The sequence below is a fragment of the Pseudomonas sp. LBUM1672 genome (genome assembly GCF_059695655.1).
This window is the reverse complement of the sequence record NZ_CP166781.1, coordinates 6,114,946-6,131,586: the sequence shown is the minus strand read 5'-3', so window position 1 is coordinate 6,131,586 and position 16,641 is coordinate 6,114,946. Positions and strand designations below refer to the sequence as shown.

Here is a 16,641-nt window from a genome sequence, read left to right as displayed (position 1 = left end):
GGTTTGTGATTAACTTCGGTCAGTTAGAAAACTAAAAACGATCGTAAAAACAATCAACTGACTGGCCTTACTGTTTATGAGCACGCTTGCTTATCGAAGGGACATCGACGGCTTACGCGCAATCGCCGTGATTGCTGTGGTGCTGTTCCACTTTGGTGTTCCAGGGTTTACCGGCGGATTCGTCGGCGTGGACATCTTCTTTGTCATATCCGGCTACCTGATCACCTCGATCATCTGGAACCAGCGTCAGGCCGGGCGTTTCAGCTTTGTCGATTTCTGGGCCCGACGTGCCCGACGAATCCTCCCTGCGTTGTTTGCGATGATCATTGCCGTGCTGGCGGTGGGCTGGTTCCTGCTGGCGCCCAAGGACTATGAAGAGCTGGGGCGCTCGGTGCGTTACCAGGTGATGTTTGTTTCCAACATCCTGTTCATGCGTCAGGACGGCTATTTTGATGTCGCTTCCGACCTCAAACCGTTGCTGCATACCTGGTCACTGGCGGTTGAAGAGCAGTTCTATATCGTCTTCCCGCTGTTGCTGACGCTGTTGTCGAGCCGTCTCAAGCATTGGCGACTGGCGCTGTTCGCGGTGTTGCTGGTGTCGTTCGGGCTCAGTGTCTGGGCCGTTGCGCATCATCCCGAGAAAGCGTTTTTCCTGTTGCCGATGCGTGCGTGGGAGCTGTTGGCTGGCGCGATGCTGGCTGTTGCGCCCAGAAGCCAATGGCGCCTGACTACCGCTGGCGCTCAAGTGGTCAGCCTGGTCGGGTTCGGGATGATTCTACTGGCGGTCGTGGGTTACGACAGAAGCACGCCATTTCCCGGTGCCGCAGCGTTGCTGCCGACCCTGGGTGTGGTTGCGCTGATCTGGGCCAACGGCCACCGGCAGACTCTGGTCGGTGGATTGCTGGCCAGTCGTGTGCTGGTCGGCCTCGGGCTGATTTCCTATTCCTGGTACTTGTGGCACTGGCCGGTGTTTGTCTTTGCCAGCTATGCCAGTGTCGATGAGCCCGGCCCGTTTGATATTGCCGGCCTGATTCTGCTCACCCTGGTGCTGGGTTACTTGTCGTGGAAATTCGTCGAGACGCCGTTCCGCGAGCGGCGGCTGTTGGCGGGGCGTCGGCAGGTGCTGGTGGCGGCCGGTTTCGGCATTCTGGTGTTGGGCCTGGCCGGCCAATCGCTGCGCTGGACCGATGGCTTGCCGTCGCGCCTGTCCGATCAAGCGTTGCAGTACGCCGAGGCGAAGGAATGGCGACCGGAACTGATGCGCTGCCTGGCCGACGACAAGACCCCTGACGACGAACTTTTCTGTCATTACGGGGCGCCAGCACTGTCGTCACGGGTGCTGGTCTGGGGCGACAGCCACGCCACCGCCCTGATTCCGGTGTTCGATGAGGGGGCGCAAAAACATGGCATCAACGTGATTCTCACCAGCTCCGCGGGCTGCATCCCGGTGGAAGGGCTTGAGCATGATCAGCGCTGCGCTCGTTTCAATCGTCGGGTCGAGCAGGCCTTGAAACCACAAACGGTGGGCGACGTGGTGCTGGTCGCGCGCTGGAGCCTGTATCTCTATGGCGATGCGAAGGGCGACCTCGGGCATGCTCTGAAAGATTCCCAAGGTCGTTACGACCGGACCCATGCCGAGCAGCGACTCGCCGAAGGATTACAGGCGACCGTCCGGCAATTGCGCAATGGCGGGCACCGCGTCTGGCTGATCAAGGAGGCGCCGCTGCAACCCTTCAGTCCGCCGTACCGCCTCAGCCGCCTGGCCATGTTGCACCGTCCGACCGATGACGTCGGGTTGGCAGTGGCCGAGCACTTCAAGCGTCAGGCGTTCATCAGCCAACTGTTTGCGCAAGTGGCGGCGGCCAACCCCGGCGTAACCGTGGTCGATCCGGCGCCGTTGTTGTGTGATCAAGCGGGTCTGTGCCGCGCCGAGCTCGACGGCCATTCGCTGTATACCGACGACAATCACCTGTCAGAGGTCGGTGCGCGCTTCATCGCGCCGGTGCTTGATCCGCTGTTCAACCGCTTGCAAGCCCGGACGACACTGGGCAATGGCAACGCAAATGCGGCCAAGTAATCAGCGATAAGCTGCCAGCGGACGGCAGAGCAGGTAGGATGTACGCCTATTTTAGGGGTGCCATCGTCAATGAAATTCAAGGATCTTCGGGATTTCGTGCAGCAGCTTGAGCAGCGCGGAGAGTTGAAACGCATCCAGATCCCCGTCTCTCCAGTGCTGGAGATGACCGAGGTCTGTGATCGCACGCTGCGGGCAAAAGGCCCGGCGCTGTTGTTCGAGAACCCGACCGGCTACGACATTCCAGTGCTCGGCAACCTGTTCGGCACCCCCGAGCGGGTGGCCATGGGCATGGGCGCCGAGGCGGTCAGCGAACTGCGCGAGATCGGCAAGCTGCTGGCCTTCCTCAAAGAGCCTGAGCCGCCGAAGGGCTTGAAAGACGCCTGGTCCAAGCTGCCGATCTTCCGCAAGATCATTGCGATGGCGCCGAAAGTCGTCAAGGATGCGGTGTGCCAGGAAGTGGTCATCGAAGGCGACGACGTCGACCTGGCGATGCTGCCGGTGCAGACCTGCTGGCCGGGCGATGTCGGCCCGCTGATCACTTGGGGCCTGACCGTCACAAAAGGTCCGAACAAGGACCGCCAGAACCTCGGCATCTACCGTCAGCAGGTCATTGGCCGCAACAAAGTCATCATGCGCTGGCTGAGCCACCGTGGCGGCGCACTGGATTATCGCGAGTGGTGCGAGAAGCATCCCGGCCAGCCGTTCCCGGTCTCCGTGGCGCTGGGCGCTGATCCGGCGACCATCCTCGGCGCCGTGACGCCGGTACCGGACAGCCTGTCCGAATACGCTTTCGCCGGTCTGCTGCGCGGCAACCGCACCGAGTTGGTGAAATGCCGCGGCAATGACCTGCAAGTTCCAGCCACTGCGGAAATCATCCTTGAAGGCGTGATCCATCCGGGCGAAATGGCCGACGAAGGCCCGTACGGCGACCACACCGGTTACTACAACGAAGTCGACAGCTTCCCGGTGTTCACCGTCGAGCGCATCACCCACCGGATCAAACCGATCTACCACAGCACCTACACCGGCCGTCCGCCGGATGAGCCGGCGATTCTGGGCGTGGCGCTGAACGAAGTGTTCGTGCCGATCCTGCAGAAGCAGTTCCCGGAAATCACCGACTTCTACCTGCCGCCGGAAGGTTGCTCGTACCGCATGGCCATCGTGACCATGAAGAAGTCGTATCCGGGACACGCCAAGCGGGTAATGCTCGGTGTCTGGTCGTTTTTGCGACAGTTCATGTACACCAAGTTCGTTATCGTCACAGACGACGATATCAACGCCCGGGACTGGAACGACGTGATCTGGGCCATTACCACGCGCATGGACCCCAAGCGCGACACGGTGATGATCGACAACACGCCGATCGACTACCTCGACTTCGCCTCGCCGGTCTCCGGCCTGGGCTCGAAGATGGGGCTCGATGCCACGCACAAATGGCCGGGCGAAACCACTCGCGAGTGGGGCCGGGTGATCGTCAAGGACGACGCCGTGACCCAGCGGATCGATGCCATCTGGAATCAGTTAGGAATAGATTGATGCGTGTAACCTTGCAGCCCTCCGGAGCAGTGCTACAGATTCTGCCCGGCGAGCGGATTCTCGATGGCGCGCGGCGCCTGGGCTATGAATGCCCGCAAAGCTGCCGCAACGGTAACTGCCACGTGTGCGCGGCGTTGCTGGTGGAAGGGCGGGTCGAACAGGCCGGCGATGTGCGTGACCATGGCGAGTTCTACACTTGCATAGCAGAGCCGCTGGAAGACTGCATCGTGCTGTGGGATGGCGTGCTCGCGCTGGGAGAATTGCCGGTGCGCAGCTTGTCGTGTCAGGTCATTGAGTGCAGGGACGTGGGTGGCGATACCTTTCGCGTGCATCTGCGAGCGCCGGCGGGCAAGCCGCCGCGTTATCACGCTGGCCAGTATTTGATGATCGAGCGTGAGAACGGCGAGAAATCCGCCTTCTCCCTGGCCTCGGCCCCGCATGGCGGGCGAGACCTGGAAATCCATGTACTGGCGCGCGAAAGCAGTGCGCAAAACCTGATCGAACAACTGCAGCGCAATCCGATGGTGCGGATCGAGATGCCGTTCGGCGATACCCATCTGGCGGAATTGCCGGACGGTCCGCTGGTGCTGATCGCCGCAGGCACCGGCATGGGCCAGATCCACAGCCTGATCGAACATTGCCGGGCCGCGGGGTTTAAACATCCGGTGCATCTGTATTGGGGTGTGCGTCGTCCCGAAGACTTTTACGAAATCGAACATTGGGACGAATGGCTGAAACTCCCGAACCTGTTTCTGCATAAAGTCGTCAGCGATCAATGCGGCTGGCAGGGGCGTTGCGGGATGCTGCATGAGGCGGTGTGTGAGGATTTCCCTGATCTGAAATCCTTGCACGTGTATGCCAGCGGCTCACCGGCCATGGTCTACGGCACACTGGATGCGTTGGTTGAAGCGGGGATGGATGCTCATCAGATGCGCGCGGATGTGTTTGCGTACGCGCCACGGTCTTAAGCGTTATAACTTCCCATATAGCCGATCGGTATTTATGGATTTATATAAATGCCGGTAGGTTATATCTCAGCGAGGCAATTATTTAAAAATTGTGCCATGGCACTTAAATTGCCTTAAAACATATGTGCCTTATTGTTACAGCGGTGCGTTCTATTAAGTAATTCTTCACTCGCGGGGAGCTGAACGCTATTCGCCATGAGCGCCATTGAATCTTCATTTTTGAATCTGGCTTACCCTCCGCGGCTCGATCTGGGGCCGCAGCTTACGCACGAACAATTGCTCAGCTCGATGCAGTCGACCATGGCGCGTCACAAGGGCGGGCCGGTCTGGCTGTTCGCTTATGGTTCGCTGATCTGGCGCCCTGAGTGCGCGGCGGTGGAGCGAGTGCGCGGCCGAGTGCATGGCTACCATCGTGGCTTGTACCTGTGGTCCCACGAACATCGCGGTACGCCGGAAGTCCCCGGTCTGGTCTTTGGTCTGGATCGCGGCGGTTCTTGCAGCGGCTTCGCTTATCGTTTGCCCGAAGAACAACTGGAAGCCTCGCTTTATGCGCTTTGGCAGCGCGAAATGCCGTTCCCGTCCTATCGCCCACACTGGCTCAACTGCCGTCTCGAAGACGGAAGCCAGGTTCAGGCATTGGGATTTGTCTTGGAGCGGCACTTGCCCAGCTACGCCGGCAACTTGCCGGATCATGTGCTGAGCCACGTGTTCGAAAACGCTTGCGGGCGTTACGGCACCACTCGCGATTATGTCGAGCAGACCGCCAACGCCCTGCGCAGCCACGCCATGCCAGACCGGAATCTGGAGGCGCGGCTCAAGCGCTGTAAATCAAAAGCCGATCAGGCGATCGCTTCGCGGCTCTGACTGGCGACTTGCTTGTGCCACAGCGTCGGTGCAAGGAAGGCCATCGCCAACAGGCACGCGCCGATCAGTAGGACAAAACCGCCGTCCCAGCCAAAGTGGTCCACGGTGTAGCCCATCGCTGCACTGGCTGCGACCGAGCCACCCAGATACCCGAACAGACCCGTGAAACCCGCTGCCGTACCGGCGGCTTTTTTCGGTGCCAGTTCCAGCGCTTGCAGGCCGATCAGCATCACCGGACCGTAGATCAGGAAGCCAATCGAGATCAGCGCGATCATGTCGACAGTCGGGTTGCCGGCCGGGTTGAGCCAATAGACCAGCGTCGCCACGGTCACCAACGCCATGAACACCATGCCGGTCAGGCCGCGGTTGCCACGGAAGATCTTGTCCGACATCCAGCCGCACAACAGTGTCCCGGGAATACCTGCCCACTCGTAGAGGAAATACGCCCACGACGTTTTGTCCACGCTGAAGCCTTTGGCTTCTTTGAGGTAGGTCGGTGCCCAGTCCAGCACGCCGTAGCGCAGCAGGTAGACAAAGACATTGGCCATTGCGATGTACCAGAGCATTTTGTTGCGCAGCACGTATTTGACGAAGATTTCCTTGGCGCTGAATTCTTCTTCGTGACTGGCGTCATAGCCTTCCGGGTAGTCGTTTTTGTACTTCTCGATCGGCGGCAGGCCAACCGATTGCGGTGTGTCGCGCATGGTGACGAAGGCAAACACCGCCACCGCCATGGCAACGGCCGCCGGCACATAGAACGCCGCGTGCCAGTCATTGAACAAGCCCATGCCCAGCAGGAACAGCGGGCCGATCAGGCCACCGCCGACGTTATGTGCGACGTTCCACAGGGACACTACGCCGCCGCGTTCCTTTTGCGACCACCAGTGAACCATGGTCCGCCCACTTGGCGGCCAACCCATGCCCTGGGCCCAGCCGTTGATAAACAGCAGGATGAACATGATGGTCACGCTGGACGTCGCCCAAGGCGCAAATCCGAAAATGAACATCACGCCAGCCGAGACCAGCAGGCCGAATGGCAGGAAGAAGCGCGGGTTGGAGCGGTCGGAAACAATGCCCATCAGGAACTTGGACAAACCGTAGGCGATGGCAATCGCCGACAACGCCAGACCCAGCTCGCCACGGGTATAGCCCTCTTCGATCAGGTAGGGCATGGCCAGGGAGAAGTTTTTGCGCAGCAGGTAATAACCCGCATACCCAATGAAAATCCCGGCGAAGATCTGCCAGCGGAGGCGTTTATAGGTGTCGTCTGTTTTTTCTTCAGGCAATGGAGCCTGATGTGCGGCAGGACGAAAGAAAGCAAACATTCAAGAGCTCCAGATTTCTTGTTTTGACTGCGGATGCGAATGTTACAGTTTCGTTACCGAAAATAGCACCGGTTCGCATCGACCAAACAGCGGAAATGTGGGGGATCGCGTGTTCCTTTATGAACATGTCGCACAGGTATAAGTGAAGGGCGTTGTGGGAAACGTCCCGAGTGGTCATTGATGAGGCATTTCGGTCCGGGGTAGGACGGGGCTTTGGGAAATGTCCTGCGACTGAACAGGAAGTCGCGGCGTTCTGTTTCTGATCACCGAGTCTTAACCTTTGTGCTGGTGCCTGGATTGGCATTTCAGTGGTGAAGGGGAGGGGTTATGCGGTGGTTGGTGTTTTTGCTTTTGTTGGTTGGGTCAGTGGGTGTTTGGGCTGGGGAGGTGTTTTTGCTCCCTGAAAACAATCCGAAGCCTATTTACCCTAGAGAACTATTCCGAGCCGGTGTGACGGGTGAGGTCAGGGTCAGATTCACGGTGTATGCCGACGGCTCGGTCAACAAAATTAGCATTTTACAAAGCGACCATCCCGATCTGGCAGAGGCGACCAGGAAGGCAATCACGCAATGGCGCTTCAAGCCGTGGGCAGTCGAAGGGGACTTGCCTGCTGAGCAGGAAGTGACGGCCCCAATGGTTTTCAGACTGGATCTTGATACGCCCATTCACGCTAACCAATGGCTCCAGCGGTTGAGATGCCGTGATGTTAATGAGGCGATGGGCGACATTCCGGAATACGCATGGGTTGATGCGGCCTTGTTTGGTTACACGCGGGCCTATCTGTCGAATGTGATTTATACGGAACAGTTGGAAAAAGAGCAGCGCCTGGCATTGATTGCCAAGTTGAACAAGCGCGTGCCGAAAATCGTTCGGGAGTGCCGGAACAGCCCGGTTCGCAAATACATGAGCTTGCTGCCGGAAGATATCCGGAAGTTGCTTTAGCCTCCGACAATAAAAAAGCGGCCTGGATAATCCAGACCGCTTTTTTTCAGGCTCAGCGAACCTGAACCACCACTTTCCCGACCGCCTTGCGCTGGCCAAGATCATTGATCGCCTGCGCCGCATTGCTCAGCGGATACACCTGCGACACCAGTGGTTTCAACTTGCCCTCGGCAAACCAGCCAAACAATTGCTGGAAGTTTGCCGCGTTGTCCTGCGGCTGGCGTTGGGCAAACGAACCCCAGAACACGCCGACCACCGCCGCACCCTTGAGCAGCGCCAGGTTCACCGGCAGTTCCGGAATGCGGCCGCTGGCGAATCCGACGACCAGTAGCCGGCCGTTCCAGGCGATTGCACGGATGGCCTGGTCGAACAGGTCACCACCGACCGGATCGTAGATCACGTCGGCACCCTGGCCGTCGGTCAGGCGTTTGATCTCGTCCTTGAGGCTGGTTTCGCTGTAGTTGATCAATTCATCGGCGCCGGCAGCCTTGGCCACGGCGAGTTTTTCGGCGCTGCTGGCGGCGGCGATCACGCGGGCGCCCATGGCTTTGCCGATTTCCACGGCGGCCAGGCCGACACCGCCGGAAGCACCGAGCACCAGCAGGGTTTCACCCGGTTGCAGGTTGCCCCGTTGCTTGAGCGCATGCATCGATGTGCCGTAGGTCATGCTGAACGCGGCGGCGGTGTTGAAGTCCATCGATGGCGGGATCGGCAGCACGTTGTAGCCCGGCACCGCGACTTGTTCGGCAAAGCTGCCCCAGCCGGTCAGGGCCATGACCCGGTCACCGACCTTGAGGTGGCTGACCTTTTCGCCCACCGCACTGACCACTCCGGCCGCTTCGCCACCCGGGGAAAACGGGAAGGGCGGCTTGAACTGGTATTTGCCCTCGATGATCAGCGTGTCCGGGAAATTCACCCCGGCGGCATGCACGTCCAGCAGGATTTCATTCTTCTTCGCGACAGGACTGGCGACGTCTTCCAGCACCAGCGATTCGGCGGGGCCGAAGGCTTTGCACAGCACGGCTTTCATCAGGGCTATTCCTTTGGGAGTGATGGCCGATAAGTGTAGGTGTGTGAGTCGATGGGTCAACGAGCATGCCCGACCCTGATAGCCAGCCATAAGCTTGTGCTTGAGCGGCGGGTCGTTATGCTAGGCCGCAAACCGGATAAGGAGCGAATTGTGAAAGCGTGGATCATGTTGTTGCTGGCCCTGTCTCTGCCCGTGGCAGCGATGGCCGAAGAAGCCAAAGAAGGTGAAGCTCCGAAGGTCAATTACATCACCCTGAGCCCGCCGTTCGTGGGCAACTACGGGCTGGACGGTACGCCGAAGCTCAAGGTCTACAAGGCCGATGTGGCCTTGCGCGTGACCGGTGACGAGGCGACAAAAGCGGTGAAGGCCAACGAGCCGTTGATCCGCAATCAGCTGGTGGCGTTGTTTGCGCAGCAGACGACCGAAGCGATGAGCAACGTTGAAGCCAAGGAAAAGCTGCGTCAGGAAGCTTTGAAGCAGACTCAGCAAGTGATGAATGACGAAACCGGCAAGCCGGTGGTTGAGGATTTGCTGTTCAACAACCTCATCATTCAGTAAGTCTAACGCTGCCCGGGCCAGCCTCTTCGCGAGCAAGCCCGCTCCCACAGGACCTGCGCAGAATCCTGTGGGCGCCGGCTTGCCCGCGATTCAGGACGCCAGGCTTTTGCGAAACCGCATCAGCGCAACGGAAAAAAACAGCAGGCCAATGGCGCTCAACGCCAGCAAGTCCGGCCACACCACACGGATACCCGCATCGCGAAACAGTATCGCCGCACTGAGGCTGACGAAGTGCGTCGAGGGCGAGCCTTGCATCACCCATTGCAGCCATTGCGGCATGCTGTCGAGCGGCGTACTGCCCCCGGAGAGCAGCAACATCGGGATGATCACCGGAATTGCCAGCAGGCCGAATTGCGGTGTCGAGCGGGCGAGGGTCGCGAGGAATATCCCCAGCGCTGTGCTGGCGAACAGATAAATGGCCGTCACCAGCAAGAACAGGGTCATGGAGCCGGCCAGAGGCACGCCGAGTGCACCTTTGACGATCACCTCCAGCGAGACCCAGGTGCATAACACCACCACCAGCATGTTGCTCCAGATTTTCGCCAGCATGATTTCAAGCGCCGTCAGGGGCAGCACCAGCAAATGGTCGAGGGTGCCGTGTTCGCGTTCACGCAGCAGCGCTGTGCCGGTCAGGATGATGGCGAGGATGGTGATGTTGTTGACGATTTGAATCACTGCCAGGAACCAGCCACCCTCCAGGTTGGTATTGAACAGCGCTCTCGTGGTCAGCAGCACGGGGGCTTTGCTCGCCGCATCGCCCTGGCCGCTATAGGTCAGCAATTCGCGCTGGAAAATCCGTCCGATGTACCCCGCGCCCATGAACGCTTGGCTCATGGCGGTGGCGTCGACGTTGACCTGCACGGCTGGCTGGCGGCCAGCCAACAGATCCGCCTGGAAATTGGCCGGGACATTGATGACGAACGTGAATCGCCCGCTGTCGAGCACTTCGTCCAGTTGTTCGTAGGGCAGCGCCACCGGAGGCTGGAATTCCGGCGGTTGCAGGGCTTGCGCCAATTGTCGTGACAGGTGGCTGTGATCTTCATCGACGATGGCCACGCTGGCGTTGTGCACGCCGATCACCGAGCCCGCAGCCGGCATGTAGATCGCGACGGTGAAGGCATAGAACAGGAACAGCAGCAACACGCTGTCGTGTCGCAGGCTGGTGAGTTCCTTGAGGCCAAGACGCAGGATGTGCGCAAGCTTGTGCATCAGGCCTCCTGCTTTTTCAGCATGGCCAGGCTAAGGCCGGTGAAACCCAGAAAAAACCCGAACAGTGCCAGGCATTGCGGCCACAGCTGCCGGATATCCAGTGCCTTGGTAAATGTGCCAACGGCGATATCGAGGAAATAGCCCGCTGGAAACAGCATCCCCATGACAGCAGCCGCGCCATCAAGGGACGACCGCGGCACGATCAAGCCGGAAAACTGAATGGTCGGCAAACTGGTAATGATCATGGTGCCGAGAATGGCGGCGATCTGGGTTCGGGTGAACGCCGAAATCAACAGGCCCATGCTAGTGGTTGCCAGCACGTAGAGCAGTCCGCCGAAGGCCAGGGTCAGGGCGCTGCCTTTGAATGGCACGCCGAACAGCCAGCGGTTCATGGCGGTCAGGACGGCGAGGTTGATTAGGCTGATGGCCAGATACGGCGCTTGTTTACCTAACAGGAACTCCAGTCGTGTGAGCGGTGTGGCGTAGAAGTTGGTGATCGAACCCAGCTCTTTCTCCCGCACGATGCCCAGCGCTGTCAGCATGGCCGGGATGAACGCCAGGATCAGTGCCATCACTCCAGGGCCGATGGCGTTGACGCTGACGACATCCTGGTTGTAACGGAAGCGGGTTTCCAGTTTGGCTGCCGTTTGCCGGTTCAGTGCGGGGCTGGACTGCTCGGCCAATTGCACCAGGTTGGCCTGGTGTACCGCTTCCACGTAATTGCGGCTGGTTTCGGCGCGAAACGGCATGCCGCCGTCGAACCAGGCTGCCACCGCGGGTTGGCGACCAGCGAACAGATCTCGGCCAAATCCCGACGGGATCTCCAGGGCCAGTTTGATTTCCGAGCGCTGTAATCGTCGATGCAATTGCGCCGCGTCGCTGATGGGCGGTTGTTCGTCGAAATAACGGGAGCTGCGGAAAGCCTCCAGGTACGCCCGGCTTTGTGGGGTCTGGTCCTGGTCGTAAACCGCGAAGGCGAGTTTTTCCACGTCCAGGGAAATGCCGTAGCCGAAGATGACCATCATGAACATTGCCCCGAGCAGGGCAAAGGCCATGCGCACCTTATCGCGCAGCAACTCCTTGCCTTCACGACTCGCCAACGCCCGTAACCGTCCAAAGCTGAAGCGGCTATCTTGCATCGGTGTGGCTGGTACGGGCGTCGTGTCGACGGGCGTTGGCGGCGTCGACGTTGCGATCGGGCCTTGGGCCTGTTCCAGGCAAGTGACGAACGCCGCCTCCAGTGTCTGGCCATTGAACTGCTGTTGCAGGGCTGCCGGGGTGTCGCAGGCCAGGACTTTGCCAGCGTGCATCAGCGAGATGCGGTCGCAGCGCTGGGCTTCATTCATGAAGTGCGTGGACAGGAAAATCGTCACGCCCTGTTCGCGAGACAGTTCGATCAGCAACCGCCAGAAATCATCCCGGGCAGCCGGATCGACGCCGGACGTCGGCTCATCGAGGATCAGCACTTCCGGGCGATGCAGCACCGCCACCGCCAGGGATAACCGTTGGCGCAGGCCAAGGGGCAGTGCTCCAGACGGTTGATGAGCGACGCTGCCAAGATTGAAGCGCTGGATCAGCTCGTCGATGCGTTGCGCGCTCTCGGCCTTGGGCAAATCGAACAGCCGCGCGTGCAAATCCAGATTCTGCCGCACGCTGAGTTCGCCATAGAGCGAGAAGCTCTGGGACATGAAGCCGACGCGCTTGCGGGTGGCCAGATCCTTGGCATTCACCGGATTGCCCAGCAGCGTGGCGCTGCCTTCGCTGGCCGGGATCAGCCCGGTGAGCACTTTCATGGTGGTGGTTTTGCCGCAGCCATTGGAGCCCAGAAACCCGAAGATCTCGCCGCGGCCGATGGCGAAGCTGACCTTGTCCACCGCCGTGAAGTCGCCGAAGCGCAGGGTCAGGTCGTGGGCCTGGATGGCGATGTCGGCGGTGGCGTTGGTTCGGGCAGGGATCACCAGCGGCTGGTTGTCACGGCCGGTGTCGCCCTGAAAGTGGGTAAAGGCGTCATCGAGCTTGCCGCTGGGAGTCACCGCCCCGAGGTCTCGGCTCAGGCCGGCGGCGATCAGTTTGCCGCCATCGAGCATCAGGCAGTGTTCGAATTGCTCGGCCTCTTCCATGTACGCGGTGGCGACCAGCAGCGTCAGTTGCGGGCGCTGGCGCCGAACGTCATCAATCAACTCCCAGAAACGCCGCCGGGACAAGGGATCGACCCCGGTGGTCGGCTCGTCGAGGATTAGCAGGTCGGGCTCATGAATAAGCGCACAGCACAGGCCGAGCTTCTGTTTCATTCCGCCCGACAACTTGCCCGCCGGGCGCTCGGCGAACCGCAGCAGGTCGGTGGCCAGCAACAGACTTTGCATGCGCTGATCACATTCGGTTCCGGACAGCCCGAACAAGGTGGCGAAGAAGTGAATGTTCTCGCTGATCGACAGTTCGGGATACAGGTTGCCGCCCAGGCCTTGAGGCATGAACGCGATTCGCGAATAGAGGCTGTTTCGGTGCCGTCGGTCCTGGATCGAGCCACTGAGCACGTCCAGTTGGCCGTCTTGTAACGTCTTCACGCCAGCGATCAAACCCAACAGACTGGATTTTCCGGCGCCATCCGGACCGATCAAGCCGCATCGGGTACCGGCGGGCAGGCTGAACGTGATGTCGGTTAGCACTTGCTGTTGGCCGTAACGGTGCTGAAGGCCGGCGGCACGCAGCGCCAGGGCGGTCATTGAAGATTGGCCGGCCAGGCAATGGGCGCCGTGCGCACGTAACCGTTACCGGGCATCCCCGGTTTGGCTTGGGGCACGCTGCTGGGTTGGGTCAGGCGTAGCTTGACCCGAAACACCAGTTTCTGACGTTCGTCGCGAGTCTCGACTTCTTTGGGTGTGAACTGCGATTTGGCCGCCACGAAGCTGATTTTCGCCGGCAACGGCTGACCGGGCAGGGCGTCCAGCAGGATCCGCGCTTCATCACCGACCGCCAGGCGTCCGACGACGGATGCAGCGAGATAGAGGTTCATGTACTGGTCATTCGGATCGATCAGCAGCAATACCCGCCCACCGGCGCCGAGGACTTCACCGGGTTCGGCCATACGCAGCTGAATCACCCCGTCAATGGGCGCCCGCAGGCTGCTGTCGTCAATTTCGCTGGTCAGCTGAGCGACTTGTGCCTGTGCCGCGCCAATGGCTGCGCCGACAGCGGACACCTGAGCGCGGGCTGCGGTGACGGCCGCGTTGCCGGTGTCGAAGCGCGATTGCTGTTGGTCGATGATCTGGCCGCTGGCGAAACCGCGTTTGAACAATTCCTGGGAGCGGTTGAGCTCTTGCTGCGCAAGCCGTTGCTCGCTCTGGCGCAGTTGCACATTAGCCTGGGCGGCATTGAGGTTCTCCCGGGCGCGTATCACTTCGGCTTCAGCCTGCCTGCGCTGGGCTTCGAGGGTCCGGGTGTCCATGCGTGCCAGCAGTTGGCCCTTGGTCACCTTGTCGCCTTCATCGACCAGGACTTCGGCCAGCCGGCCGGGTGTTTTGCTGGCGATCTGTACTTCAGTGGCTTCAAGCCGACCATTACCGACATACAACCCTTCGGGCAGTCGGTTAAGCGTCGACTTCCAATAACCAAACCCCCCGGCAGCCAGCAGCAAAGCTCCCAGCAAAAAGGCAAAGAAAAGTGAAGAGCGGCTGTGCATCGACATATCGGCATCCTGCGTATGTAGCGTCGTAGTCTGACAGGCAAGCGGTGGGGCGACTTGATATCTGTCAACTGGGTGCCACGCCTGATCGATCCAGATCAGAGCGGCGGGCAGTGCAGCGTTTTTCAGCGCAGGCCCAACACCGCTGCCCATTGCTCGGCGGTGACGGGCATCACCGAAAGCCGCGAACCTTTCTGCACCAACGGCATCTGCGCCAACGCCGTCTGCTGCTTCAAGTAATCCAGCTTTAACACTTTGGCAAACGTCTCGACATGCGCCACATCAATCGCGCTCCAGGCGTTTTTCTCTGCCGTGGCCTTGGGATCGTAGTAATGACTTTCCGGCTCCAGCGCCGTCGGGTCCGGATACGCCGCTTCAACAATCTTTCCGATCCCGGCAATCCCGGGCTCGGGGCAGCTGGAGTGATAGAAGAAAAACTCGTCGCCCACTGCCATCGCCCGCAAAAAGTTACGCGCCTGATAGTTGCGAACCCCGTCCCAGCGCGCTTTTCCAAGCTTCGCAAGATCTTTGATCGAGAGTTCATCGGGCTCGGATTTCATCAGCCAATAGGCCATGGTTTTTGCTCCTTGCGAGGTGAGTGGGCAAGTTGTCGGGCAATTTTATGACAAACCGACAGTCGGTTGACGCCAGCGTTTGCGTGTCAGTTCACGTTGTCGCAAAATGCCGGCCTTCTAAGCTTGACGCTGCTGCACGGCCTACACCTACAACGGAAACCGCTGCTGTCATCGTGTTGATGTGCCTTTGGGGGGCAATCGATGAAACGCAAACCGGATTTACTATGGATTTTGGTTATTTTGTTCGGCCTCGGCGTCGTGACCACTGGCTATGCCCAAAGCCTGTGGAATAACAAGACCGACGCACCGATCGAAATCGCGCAGCAACAACAATCGTCGGCCTTCAAGCGCTGAGACTGTCTTTCGGACGCCGCTGATCCTGGCGTCTAACCTGCGAAATACCACGCCTTGTCGGTTACCGTTCCTTGCAACGGCACATCCCAGCTCGCCTGAGCCAATCGTTCTACCTTCTGACATTCATGGGCCAGCCCCAGCAGTGTCGGCTTGCGCCAGTTTTTCCTGCGCGCCAGATAGGCGAGGCTTCGATCGTAGAAACCGCCGCCCATTCCCAGGCGTCCGCCGACGTCGTCAAATCCCACCAACGGCAATAGGACCAGGTCCAGCGCCCAGACTTTGCGCTGACGGGCGAGGTTGTGCCGGGGTTCGAGAATGCGAAAGCGGTTGGGCTTCAGCTTTTCACCGGGACGAATCCGCTGGAACACCATTTTGGTTCGCGGCCAGGCACTGAGCACCGGTAGATAAGTCGCCTTGCCCCGACGCTGCGCAGCGCGCAGCAGCAAGCGCGGGTCGATTTCACCGTCGGTGGGCAGATACAGGGAGATGTGTTTTGCCCGGCGAAACAGCGGCTGCTGGGCTAATTGCTTGTACAGCCCGCGAGCAGCCTGGCGCTGTTGACTGGGTGTCAGTGCGCGGCGGGCCTTGCGCAGCATGCGTCGAAGTTGCGGGCGGGGCAGCAGCGCAGGTTCGGTCATGGATTCAGGCTTCGACAGGACGGATACATAAAGCGTACCCGTAAAAAAGCCGATGCCGGTATTTAAACCGGCATCGGACTGGAATCAGGCTCCCCGGATGAACCGCTGCTGACTTAGCCCTTGAACCCGAAAGTTCAAGGTGGAAGATGCAGTAGGCTTTAAGGCTTTCCGTCTAGCGGACATGCACACCAGCCCAACGTGCAGCCTCCAGGGTAGTGCGAATCGGCTCAGGGACGTGGTCAACTGGCAAGCACCCCAGGGAGTGTTGCGAGTATACCCCAAGCGGTTTCGTGTTTCAGCCCTTGGTGACGTCCGGATCGGTGGCGAGCACCAGATCGACGCGATCCAGCAGGTCGCGAACCTGCTCTCGCGTCGAGCCGCTGGCCTGCACATCCGGGCGCTCTTCCTTGTGCAAAAGATCGTGGGTGATGTTCAGCGCGGCCATCACGGCGATGCGGTCGGCACCGATGACTTTGCCGCTGCTGCGGATTTCGCGCATCTTGCCGTCCAGGTAACGGGCGGCGCTCACCAGGTTGCTGCGCTCTTCCTGGGGGCAGATGATCGAATATTCTTTATCGAGGATCTGCACGGTAACGCTATTGCTTGAACTCATGAGTCTTGCTCCAGGGCCTTGAGGCGCGAAATCATTGATTCGACCTTACGCCGGGCGATTTCGTTCTTTTCAATGAGGTGAGCGCGTTCCTCGCGCCAGGTTTTTTCCTGAGCTAATAGGAGTCCGTTTTGACTCTTAAGTTGCTCGACCCGATCAATTAGCAGTTCGAGTCTGGCCATCAGCGCTTGCAGGTCGGTGTCTTCCATTGTGTCCACTGAATAGTCTGATGGGGGTAACGGGCGGACAGCCTTTAATAGTCTTGGCGAGTCT

General features: G+C 59.7%; 16 protein-coding genes and 1 other RNA gene. 7 read left to right on the top strand and 10 right to left on the bottom strand.

Annotation, left to right across the window (positions count from 1 at the left end):
• Positions 1–76 precede the first annotated feature (76 nt).
• The 4 genes from ACA053_RS28105 (at position 77) to ACA053_RS28090 (ending at position 5,445) form a co-directional block, all read left to right on the top strand.
• Positions 77–2,077 (top strand): acyltransferase family protein, encoded by a 2,001-nt coding sequence (locus tag ACA053_RS28105; protein WP_497394166.1) that lies wholly within the window; start codon positions 77–79, stop codon positions 2,075–2,077.
• A 69-nt stretch (positions 2,078–2,146) separates the two neighbouring features.
• Complete coding sequence (gene ubiD, locus ACA053_RS28100) at positions 2,147–3,613, top strand: 4-hydroxy-3-polyprenylbenzoate decarboxylase (protein WP_007942423.1); 1,467 nt, start codon at positions 2,147–2,149, stop codon at positions 3,611–3,613.
• Entirely contained in the window at positions 3,613–4,581 is a 969-nt protein-coding gene (locus ACA053_RS28095) for a CDP-6-deoxy-delta-3,4-glucoseen reductase (protein WP_109635768.1), read from the top strand. Before ubiD ends, ACA053_RS28095 begins: the two co-directional genes overlap by 1 nt.
• A gap of 195 nt (positions 4,582–4,776) precedes the next feature.
• A complete protein-coding gene (locus ACA053_RS28090) occupies positions 4,777–5,445 on the top strand; it encodes a gamma-glutamylcyclotransferase (RefSeq protein ID WP_109635766.1) in 669 nt (222 codons plus the stop codon).
• Here ACA053_RS28090 and glpT read toward each other — a convergent pair.
• Positions 5,421–6,770, bottom strand: coding sequence for a glycerol-3-phosphate transporter (glpT, locus tag ACA053_RS28085; protein ID WP_497394165.1), 1,350 nt, complete (start codon positions 6,768–6,770; stop codon positions 5,421–5,423). The genes ACA053_RS28090 and glpT overlap by 25 nt on opposite strands.
• Positions 6,771–7,097: 327 nt before the next feature.
• Between glpT and ACA053_RS28080 the strand changes: the two genes are divergently transcribed.
• Complete coding sequence (locus ACA053_RS28080; protein WP_109635763.1) at positions 7,098–7,712, top strand: energy transducer TonB; 615 nt, start codon at positions 7,098–7,100, stop codon at positions 7,710–7,712.
• Positions 7,713–7,764: 52 nt separating this feature from the next.
• Here the strand turns inward: ACA053_RS28080 and ACA053_RS28075 are convergent, their stop codons facing one another.
• Entirely contained in the window at positions 7,765–8,742 is a 978-nt protein-coding gene (locus tag ACA053_RS28075) for an NADPH:quinone oxidoreductase family protein (protein ID WP_007899393.1), read from the bottom strand.
• Positions 8,743–8,892: 150 nt separating this feature from the next.
• Between ACA053_RS28075 and ACA053_RS28070 the strand changes: the two genes are divergently transcribed.
• Positions 8,893–9,300: a flagellar basal body-associated protein FliL gene (locus ACA053_RS28070; RefSeq protein WP_109635761.1), complete on the top strand. Its 408-nt coding sequence runs from the start codon at positions 8,893–8,895 to the stop codon at positions 9,298–9,300.
• Positions 9,301–9,390: 90 nt separating this feature from the next.
• Here the strand turns inward: ACA053_RS28070 and ACA053_RS28065 are convergent, their stop codons facing one another.
• The 4 genes from ACA053_RS28065 to ACA053_RS28050 all read right to left on the bottom strand — a co-directional run bounded on the left by ACA053_RS28065 (position 9,391) and on the right by ACA053_RS28050 (position 14,766).
• Positions 9,391–10,509, bottom strand: a complete 1,119-nt coding sequence (locus ACA053_RS28065; protein ID WP_497394164.1) for an ABC transporter permease — start codon at positions 10,507–10,509, stop codon at positions 9,391–9,393.
• The gene (gene rbbA, locus ACA053_RS28060) at positions 10,509–13,232 is read right to left on the bottom strand and encodes a ribosome-associated ATPase/putative transporter RbbA (RefSeq protein ID WP_497394163.1); all 2,724 of its coding nucleotides are present in this window, start codon (positions 13,230–13,232) and stop codon (positions 10,509–10,511) included. Before rbbA ends, ACA053_RS28065 begins: the two co-directional genes overlap by 1 nt.
• On the bottom strand, positions 13,229–14,194 hold the full coding sequence (locus ACA053_RS28055; protein ID WP_497314395.1) for an HlyD family secretion protein: 966 nt from the start codon (positions 14,192–14,194) through the stop codon (positions 13,229–13,231). The genes rbbA and ACA053_RS28055 overlap by 4 nt, the downstream gene beginning before the upstream one ends.
• Before the next feature lie 122 nt (positions 14,195–14,316).
• The gene (locus ACA053_RS28050) at positions 14,317–14,766 is read right to left on the bottom strand and encodes an EVE domain-containing protein (protein WP_497314393.1); all 450 of its coding nucleotides are present in this window, start codon (positions 14,764–14,766) and stop codon (positions 14,317–14,319) included.
• A gap of 201 nt (positions 14,767–14,967) precedes the next feature.
• Here ACA053_RS28050 and ACA053_RS28045 point away from each other — a divergent pair, with 201 nt between their 5' ends.
• Positions 14,968–15,120, top strand: coding sequence for a hypothetical protein (locus ACA053_RS28045; protein WP_178082330.1), 153 nt, complete (start codon positions 14,968–14,970; stop codon positions 15,118–15,120).
• Between the two features lie 32 nt (positions 15,121–15,152).
• Here the strand turns inward: ACA053_RS28045 and ACA053_RS28040 are convergent, their stop codons facing one another.
• The 4 genes from ACA053_RS28040 to ACA053_RS28025 all read right to left on the bottom strand — a co-directional run bounded on the left by ACA053_RS28040 (position 15,153) and on the right by ACA053_RS28025 (position 16,577).
• Positions 15,153–15,758: a 5-formyltetrahydrofolate cyclo-ligase gene (locus tag ACA053_RS28040; RefSeq protein WP_010465002.1), complete on the bottom strand. Its 606-nt coding sequence runs from the start codon at positions 15,756–15,758 to the stop codon at positions 15,153–15,155.
• Between the two features lie 86 nt (positions 15,759–15,844).
• A non-coding RNA gene (ssrS, locus tag ACA053_RS28035) (6S RNA) lies at positions 15,845–16,023 on the bottom strand.
• Positions 16,024–16,053: 30 nt separating this feature from the next.
• Entirely contained in the window at positions 16,054–16,371 is a 318-nt protein-coding gene (locus ACA053_RS28030; protein WP_007942435.1) for a cell division protein ZapA, read from the bottom strand.
• Positions 16,368–16,577, bottom strand: a complete 210-nt coding sequence (locus ACA053_RS28025) for a TIGR02449 family protein (protein WP_003177365.1) — start codon at positions 16,575–16,577, stop codon at positions 16,368–16,370. Before ACA053_RS28025 ends, ACA053_RS28030 begins: the two co-directional genes overlap by 4 nt.
• Between the last annotated feature and the right edge of the window lie 64 nt (positions 16,578–16,641).

Coding starts and splice junctions, on each gene's coding strand:
- ACA053_RS28105 (WP_497394166.1), top strand. CDS start 77: ATGAGCACGCTTGCTTATCGAAGGGACATCGACGGCTTACGCGCAATC.
- ubiD (WP_007942423.1), top strand. CDS start 2,147: ATGAAATTCAAGGATCTTCGGGATTTCGTGCAGCAGCTTGAGCAGCGC.
- ACA053_RS28095 (WP_109635768.1), top strand. CDS start 3,613: ATGCGTGTAACCTTGCAGCCCTCCGGAGCAGTGCTACAGATTCTGCCC.
- ACA053_RS28090 (WP_109635766.1), top strand. CDS start 4,777: ATGAGCGCCATTGAATCTTCATTTTTGAATCTGGCTTACCCTCCGCGG.
- glpT (WP_497394165.1), bottom strand. CDS start 6,770: ATGTTTGCTTTCTTTCGTCCTGCCGCACATCAGGCTCCATTGCCTGAA.
- ACA053_RS28080 (WP_109635763.1), top strand. CDS start 7,098: ATGCGGTGGTTGGTGTTTTTGCTTTTGTTGGTTGGGTCAGTGGGTGTT.
- ACA053_RS28075 (WP_007899393.1), bottom strand. CDS start 8,742: ATGAAAGCCGTGCTGTGCAAAGCCTTCGGCCCCGCCGAATCGCTGGTG.
- ACA053_RS28065 (WP_497394164.1), bottom strand. CDS start 10,509: ATGCACAAGCTTGCGCACATCCTGCGTCTTGGCCTCAAGGAACTCACC.
- rbbA (WP_497394163.1), bottom strand. CDS start 13,232: ATGACCGCCCTGGCGCTGCGTGCCGCCGGCCTTCAGCACCGTTACGGC.
- ACA053_RS28055 (WP_497314395.1), bottom strand. CDS start 14,194: ATGTCGATGCACAGCCGCTCTTCACTTTTCTTTGCCTTTTTGCTGGGA.
- ACA053_RS28050 (WP_497314393.1), bottom strand. CDS start 14,766: ATGGCCTATTGGCTGATGAAATCCGAGCCCGATGAACTCTCGATCAAA.
- ACA053_RS28045 (WP_178082330.1), top strand. CDS start 14,968: ATGAAACGCAAACCGGATTTACTATGGATTTTGGTTATTTTGTTCGGC.
- ACA053_RS28040 (WP_010465002.1), bottom strand. CDS start 15,758: ATGACCGAACCTGCGCTGCTGCCCCGCCCGCAACTTCGACGCATGCTG.
- ACA053_RS28030 (WP_007942435.1), bottom strand. CDS start 16,371: ATGAGTTCAAGCAATAGCGTTACCGTGCAGATCCTCGATAAAGAATAT.
- ACA053_RS28025 (WP_003177365.1), bottom strand. CDS start 16,577: ATGGAAGACACCGACCTGCAAGCGCTGATGGCCAGACTCGAACTGCTA.